Source organism: Wandonia sp., assembly GCF_984588085.1.
Genome location: NZ_CFIGVI010000048.1, coordinates 14,142 through 21,838 on the forward strand (window position 1 = coordinate 14,142; position 7,697 = coordinate 21,838).

Annotated in this window: 4 protein-coding genes; all 4 read right to left on the bottom strand. The window is 33.8% G+C overall.

The window, feature by feature from the left end:
• Positions 1-187: 187 nt before the first annotated feature.
• On the bottom strand, positions 188-1,933 hold the full coding sequence (locus tag AC4PL9_RS13335) for a hypothetical protein (protein WP_491605242.1): 1,746 nt from the start codon (positions 1,931-1,933) through the stop codon (positions 188-190).
• Positions 1,920-5,363 carry a toxin-antitoxin system YwqK family antitoxin gene (locus tag AC4PL9_RS13340; protein ID WP_491605243.1) on the bottom strand — a complete coding sequence of 1,148 codons (3,444 nt, stop codon included), beginning with the start codon at positions 5,361-5,363 and terminating at the stop codon, positions 1,920-1,922. Before AC4PL9_RS13340 ends, AC4PL9_RS13335 begins: the two co-directional genes overlap by 14 nt.
• Before the next feature lie 297 nt (positions 5,364-5,660).
• The gene (locus AC4PL9_RS13345) at positions 5,661-6,692 is read right to left on the bottom strand and encodes a serine hydrolase domain-containing protein (protein WP_491605244.1); all 1,032 of its coding nucleotides are present in this window, start codon (positions 6,690-6,692) and stop codon (positions 5,661-5,663) included.
• A gap of 69 nt (positions 6,693-6,761) precedes the next feature.
• Positions 6,762-7,697, bottom strand: a 936-nt coding sequence (locus AC4PL9_RS13350; protein WP_491605245.1) for a DUF2711 family protein, incomplete at its 5' end; no start/stop codon positions are given.

Sequence of the window (7,697 nt, forward strand, 5' to 3'; positions counted from 1 at the left end):
TTTCGGGGTTTATTTTAATCATATATACCAAATCCTGGTAACGTAAGCAAGTTCGCAGCTACACGCAGGCAGGAATTTTTACCACTGAACTTCATTAAAAGTATAAAACTTTGATTAAGTTCTTCGCTTTCATAGAAGCACTAACCCCCACTTGCTTGTAGGTGCTGTTGTGGGTAGCGGTTCTTTTTCAATCTTCCCAAAACGCTATTTCATATTCCTGAATTATTATAGTAGTGGAATGAGCTATTTTGGTTTCTGTTATGGTTAATGGTTTTTCGATATTCTTATGGTATTGATATTCGACAAAACTTGTGTTTTTACTGTCGGAAATAGAAGAGAATGTTTTAATCCTATCGCTATCATCATAAGTGAAGTAGTACCGGTACCTGTCGTTGTCTAAATAGCTTTCTATCGGTTGATTTTTTTCGTTCATTAATATATCTATGGGCGACCCAGTTTTTTTCTTTACGGCAACAACCTGTCCGCTATCATTGGTAAGCAAACAAAAGTGGTCTGTACAATATTCGTTGCTTGAAATATATCTGTTTTGTATGGTTCTGTTTCGGTCAAAATCTCCAACCACATTAAATGCTAAAGCGTAACGATGGTTGTTGTTGTAAGCAAAATGTTGTTGCGAAATATCCAAGTCAACCAGTTCCTTGCCCCAAGCGGTTTTATAATCATTTATCTCAATATTTTCGGTATAGCTCAAAAGGTTGTTTTCATAATTATTGAGTTTTAGTTTGTTTCCATAACCTGATAACCGAACATCCATTAATTGGTTCTTCTCATTGTAGTTGTATTTTTCTTCTCGTGCCAAATTATTTCTGTCATTGCGTTCTTCTGCTCTTGTTACTTTTCCGTTTTTATTGAAAAAGTATTTTTTTGAACCAATAAATCTTTTTACGGTATCACTTTGCTGATAATTGTTGATGGTAAGAGAGAAAATATTTGGATTGGTGTCAGAAAGATTTAAAGTTTTCCAAAGCTGTAGTTCTTTCGGAGCTCTGCTAAACCTTGACAAATCAAAATTGTCATCATCATCTAAGTGCTTAATTATTGTTTCTGAAGATTTTTTTAAAGGTTGGCGAAAAATGGGTTTAAATTCAGGGTAAACTTCAAGCAATTGGTGCAATTCATTTCCTTTCAGTAAAGTTCTGAAAGCTTTGTTGTCATAAATACTTGAAGATTTTGAATTGGCAGGAAACTCTACCATTATACCTGAAAAATATGGATACACCAAAGCTTCGGAATAATCAATGCGGTTGGAAAAATCGGACAAACTTTCTTCACCCGATTGGGTCGCCCTTATTCTTTCTACATTGTCTAAATCTAATTTTTTGGTTTGGATAAGATAAATTGCTGTAAGCCTGTTAAGTGTCAGTTCTCTTAATATTTTCTGCTGATTTGAATAAGGTGTTTTGTTTATCGCTATTATTTTATTGCTTTGATAATCTGCCAAATAATAATCCTTTACGTAAACATCATCAAAATTATATTGAATATAATAAGTACCCTGATTGTTCACCACACTTACTAGGCTAATTTCAATATTCGTGAAATCAGGACTGATATTGGAACTTTCGTGATACGGGTCTACAATCCTTTTTAGCTCATCTAACTGTTTTAGGTAGTTTACAGCTTTGGTATGCAATTGAAAAAATGCCACTTCATTCTCAATTTGTTGCAGAGCAATCGTTTTTAATTGATTTTCTATGTTTTGCCATTGCTTGTTTTCTTCTTTGTTCTTGTCCTGATAAATTTCAAATTTAGACGGAACGTATTCTTTATCCGAATTGCCTTCTAACACATAGGTAGAAAAATCATATTCCTTGTTTTGAAAAACATCAATAATCTGTGCATTTCCGGATATTTGGAAAAAACACATCACAAAAAGTAAGTAAAACGCTTCCTTTAGATTATTTTTCTGCATAAAATTCAATGATTAGTCGATGCTCGATAACTTCTGTTTTTACCCGGTAAAAACCATTTTGTTCCAGGGTTTTTTGAAGGTTTTTTATGCTCACGGAAGTCGTTCCATCGCCAAATGTAAATTCATCTTCGTTTTTTAGATTGCCACCCACAAATATTCTTCCTGCTACGTAATTTTTTCCGGTAAGTATTTTGTCGCAAGAGGCTTCAACTTTTACAGAGTCAATCATAAAATTAATGTTTGCAGCATTGATTTCTAAACCGTAAAACTGTTTGGTTTCATTCGCCAAAAGCGGAACACCAACATAAGATAATCTGTTGTTAGGTTGAATGTCCAACTGTGCCGTTTCAATTTGGATTTCCATAAAATCGTTGATAATTCCCGGTGGATAACATTCGTTTTTTTCTTTAGAAAACCGGATAGATTCTATTCCTTCGGCATTAAAATTCATATAATCGGTATCGAAATAAGCGGTAAAAATGCTGTAGTCTTTTGCGTTAACCAATGGATTGTTTTCCAAGCTTACCGAAATTCTTTTGGTGCTTAATTGGGAATACATCACTTCTTTGTTTTCAAAATCGTAACTCACATTGGCAGCTATGTTCCCGATATAGCCTTCTGTTTTGCAAGGGTTCAAGTTGAATTTTAAATGGTTTTTTGTCGGGTAATGAAAAGAAAAATCATTGAACAGCAAGAGTTTAAAACGTGTAGAACCACTCCTTCTATCGTTATTGGTAATAAGGTTGACGTAGAATATTTTGTCGTAGTGCCAGTCGTCTATCGGGAAAATGCTTTTGGGGATATAAGGCTTTATAGATTGGTAATCGGCAAAATAGTTTAAGGATTGGGCAAAACCTATTTTTCCACTTGGCAAGGAAGTGTCGTAGCATCTACAACTGTTTTCATCATTTTCATTTTCGGTAATGGCTTCAATAGAAATTTCACCGTCTTTGAAATACGAAATTTCTTCTTGTCCGTTTTCGTTGTAATTTATCCATTGTCCGTGGCGTTTTCCGTCTTTAAAATGACCTGTGGTCAGCAACTTACCGTTTTCATCAAATTTTTGATAAACTCCGTGTGGTTTGTCATCGTGCAATTCGTGCGAAGTCTGGATTTTTCCATTTTCAAAATAGGTTTTTACATAGCCGCCACCTGTGGTCAAGTTGTGCTGACGGTCAGATTTCAGCTTGTTGTCATCAAAAAACTGTCGCCTGATGATGATGGAATCTTTACTCGGTGCCAACAAACGATACGATAAGGTATCTCCTTTCATCGAAAAATGTATGTGACTACTTGAAGTATGGAAATTTCTGTTTTTCAATATTCCACCTGCATAATATTCTTCGGAAAAAGTACGGTTTCCAAGGCTGTCGTTTTGTGTAATGTTGCTTATCATTCCGTCATTATCATACCTGTAACTTTCTTTCAATTGGTGATTAGGAAAGTATTCTTGACGTAATTCAAGCGTTCCGTCTATTTTTTTTCTGACTAATTTTCCAACAGGAAAGCCTTTGTTGAACTCGCCATAAAAAAGTGTGTCTTTAACGATCGGGTTGTGCAACATCCATTTTCCTTGAGCTAAATCATCTTTAAATTCCATCTCGAAAAACAAAGAACCATCAGCGTATTTCCATTGGTATTTTCCATCGGGAAAAGCATCGGAAGCCAAATTTTCATCTTTCCATTTTGTGTTGTATTGTTGAGCGATTTTTTGTGCGGTTTCAATAGCTTTTCGGTCTTCAATACGTTTTCCTGTTGCGTCCACAACTTGAACCACATCACCGTTTGAAGCAAAATTTGCCGTTAAAGCCGGAAGATTGTTCAATGAAAACTGTACTCTCCGGACTTGTTGGTTGCTGAATAAATCGTAGCCCAATGATGACCCAACCCAATTTAACCAGTGTACGGCATTTAATTGATGCGTTTCGGAAAAGTTCAATTTGAAAATGTTGTTGACACCCATTTCTTTTCGTTTTCCGTTTTCGAAATTGTGCCCGATGATGCTTTTGCCTTTTTCGTCGGCATAAAATTTTCGTTTGATATTTCCGGACTCGTCATAAACAGTATTCCAACCCACGTTCTCGGAATTTCCTGTTCCTAACCAATGTTGCTTATTATAATCTTCTTTCAGTTGTCCGTTTTCATAAAATGTTTGGTAAGAACCGTGCAGCTTTCCGTCTTTAAAATGCATTATTTTTTCCAACTGCCCATTTGCGTAGTACGATTTTGTTACTCCATTTTGCATTCCCTCTTTCCATTCAACGGTGGTTTTGATGGTGTTCTTTTCCCAATAGGTTTCCGTTCCTGTTTTTTGCGATACTTTTTGCCCGTCTTTTTCTACGATTTCATAAAGTACTTCGTAGGTTTTGTTGCCCTCTTTGTCAAAACGTTCTTCCAAACCGTTTTTCAGGTTATCGGTAAATCGTGAACGTTCGGATAATTCGCCCGTTTTGTATGAATAGCTTTCCTGAATGCCATTCTTTTTAAAGTTTTTCCAGTTTTCTATGCGATGTTTTTTGCCGTTGTCTTGATAAACTTCGATAGTGCCATCATACACATTTTTAAGAATGGTATCACCAACCGCAATCTCGCGGTAAAAAATCCCTTTTCTTTCTATATTTCCGTTTGAGCGGTAATGCACATAAGCACCGTGTTCCAATCCGTCTTTAAAAACCACTTCCGATTTTAATGTGTTGTTTTTATCTTGGTGATATTCCTTACATAAGCCGTCTTTTTTGCCGTTCTTAAAATTATTTTCGGCAGAAATTTTCCCGTTGGAATGGTAATAGGTTGCTTTACCGTGCAGTAGTGAAAGTTTTTTGGGAACGTGTCTGATTTCTTTTTTAGAATTATCTTCGTTTGAGACTTGTTGTGTATGTTTTTGGTATTCCAGATTGTCGATAATGATGTAGTTTTCATCTCTCAACAAGGTTCCGTCAGCCGAATAATAGCGTTTGTTGCCGATATTCAGATTATCTTCATAAGTGCCTTTTTCCTTTAACTTTCCGTTGTTGTGGTACAATTCGTATTTGCCGTTTTTCGAGCCATTTTTATAATTCGTTAATTCGGCAAGGTTTCCTTTAGAGTCAAAACTTTTATACACTCCGTGTAAACGAGCTGTTTCTTCTTTTGGAAATGCCTTGAAATGCTCAATCCGAAACGGGTCTTTTTTTCCTTGCGAATAATATTCTACTTTGCCGTTGAGTAATCCATTTTTAAAATTTGATATTCTTTGTACTTCTCCATTGTTATAGAACAACGTTTGTTTTCCGTGTTTTTTGCCGGTTTTCAATTTTGAAATTTCCAAAGTGTCCTTGGAAGCATTTCTGACAATTAATTGATTTTTCGAGAAAATACTATCTGTACCGCTTGAATAATTATAAAAATTGCCGGGTTGTGCAATTACATTGGTTGAGAATAAAAATATCATCAGAGAAGTTATACAAACTGTTTTTAGCATAAATGTCAATATGTTTTTCACCGTAATTTGAGGTTTAGGTCATCAAAACTCGTTCCTTTTTTGAATTTTGTTGAGAAGTGTTTAGAATAAACGTGTTTTTGTTTTTGCCATCTTTCTCTTACCATTACCCACAACGGTCTAGTATAAGAATAGTAGCGGATTTAGTACACTAACTTTTCGGTTAATTAAAGACCTTTTTTTAGATTTACTTACTTTGGTTTTAGCAATTATACCGCTATTATTTTTATACATTGTTAGCGGTAGTTTTTATTTTTTGAAGTATATTTTATTCGCTAAATTTTGTAAGTCTGCTGTGTCCGTGTTACAAAGAATGATTAAGATTTTGTCGAAATTTTTGTTTGTGATAATTTCAGAGTTAAAACCGTCAATATTTCCGCTTCTTCTGTAAATATTTAGCTTTTCATCGTAATAAAATCCAAAAGTAGGTTTTCCGGAAAGCCAATCTATATATTCATTGGCTTGAGGTTTTAAAAGAAATTGAAGTTTTGATTTTTCGGAAATTAGTTTGTTATCCTTTATTGCAAGTAAAAGTGTGTGTAAATCTTCGGTTGTCGAATAAATTGCTCCTGCTCCGTAATAGTTTGAGATAAATCTTCTATCATTAAAAAGGGGTTCGTTTTTATCTCCTTCTCCGAACGAATAATTATGATAACCGTAAGCCAAATTCTTTATAACGTCATTTTCACTAACAAATCCTGTGTTTTCCAATTTCAGAGGTTTGATGATAAAATCTTCAATTGATTGTGAAAATGTTTTGTTTGTAACTGTTTCAATAATTTTTGAAAGCAAAACAAAATCTACATTGTTGTAATTGAATTTCAACGTGTCGTTCTCCGATTTTTTCACAAATTCTTTTATGTAGTCATCAATTGAATATTTGTTTAGAACGGCTTTGATGGGTTCGTTTTCTAATTGAGAATGATGAGCTAGTAAATCTCTGATTTTAATGTCTTGACAGTTTTCAGGAAGGTTAGGAATGAATTTTCCAATGTTGTCGTTGAATTCAACCAATCCTTTTTCCTGAAGTTGTAAGATACTGATAGATGTGAAAAGTTTTGTTATTGATGCTATCGGAAATCGAGTTTTCTCATCAATTTTTACATCAAATTGGATATTAGAATAACCTTTGTTAATTTTTTGAGTTTGTTTTCCGTCAAAGTATAAAACAGTTCCGTTAAAATGTCCCTTTTCGTATTCTTTGTTTATGATTTCTTGAATGTCGTTTTGCCCAAATAGAATTAAAGGAAGAAAAAAAAAAAATGACAAGAAAAATTTCATATTATGTTATTTTGAAGTTTGTTAGGTTGAAATTACCGCTAACGGATTTGTATAAGAATAGTGGCGGTTTTAAGACCACAAACTTTTCAGTTTAGACCAAAGTTTGTTTTTATTACTGTTCTTTGCTTTGGCAGAAACTCCGCCATTATTTTTATACGTTGTTGCCACCAGTTTTTTTTCATTTTCAGAGTTCAGAAGTTGGTCAATTTCTCCTTCTTCCCAAGTCCATAAATGACTGCTTTTTTCATCTGCCCAAAATCCTTCAAATTTAGTTTCAATTGATTCTTTTGAAAACACTCTTTCATTTATTGCAACAAAAAAGAAGAAATAGTCCCAACTGATGGCAAAGAGTATTGATTTATTATTGTCATAAATGTAATAATCCTTAAAGTAAATTTTTTCGCAGAAATCATTTTGTGTTAAGTCATTCAGGTCAATTTCTTTTTTGTTTTCATAAAACTCGTCTTCTACATTAACTTTAGTAATTCCAATTGATTTTAGAATTTCAAAAATTGTCGATATAGTGAAAAAGTCAAACGCACCTTCTGACGGATGCCAAATATTGTTCTTGTCCGAATATTGATTTAAAATATCCAATAAGTCTTCTCGTTGTAATTCCTTTTTAAAAGCTCCAATTGAAGTCATTAAAGCTTTATTAAGCTCTTTAATGTCATTCAGATTTGTGTTTAGAATTACTTCTTCCCAAGTTACTTTCCTTCCATTTTGGGATATTTCTTCATCGGTTGGATAGCATTCATTGGTAGAATAAACTGTCACATTTGAGTGATTACCAATTTTTTCAAAAATTTTGTTCTTTTCTCTAGCTTCTTCAATTGAGATTACTTTTTTAGAACTATTAGTATCACAATGTTCTTTGTCAAGTTTGAAAAACGGCAAAAGTCCAATGTAAACACTATCAAATTCAGAGTAGTGTTTCAATACAGGCGTTTCTTCGTCTGGATATAGGTTCTTATTTTCTATTTCGCTCATTTTTTCAAATTGGTG

What these genes read in the sequence shown, in the direction of transcription:
- AC4PL9_RS13335 (WP_491605242.1), bottom strand. Translation starts at nt 1,933, where the DNA reads ATGCAGAAAAATAATCTAAAGGAAGCGTTTTACTTACTTTTTGTGATG.
- AC4PL9_RS13340 (WP_491605243.1), bottom strand. Translation starts at nt 5,363, where the DNA reads ATGATATTTTTATTCTCAACCAATGTAATTGCACAACCCGGCAATTTT.
- AC4PL9_RS13345 (WP_491605244.1), bottom strand. Translation starts at nt 6,692, where the DNA reads ATGAAATTTTTCTTGTCATTTTTTTTTTTTCTTCCTTTAATTCTATTT.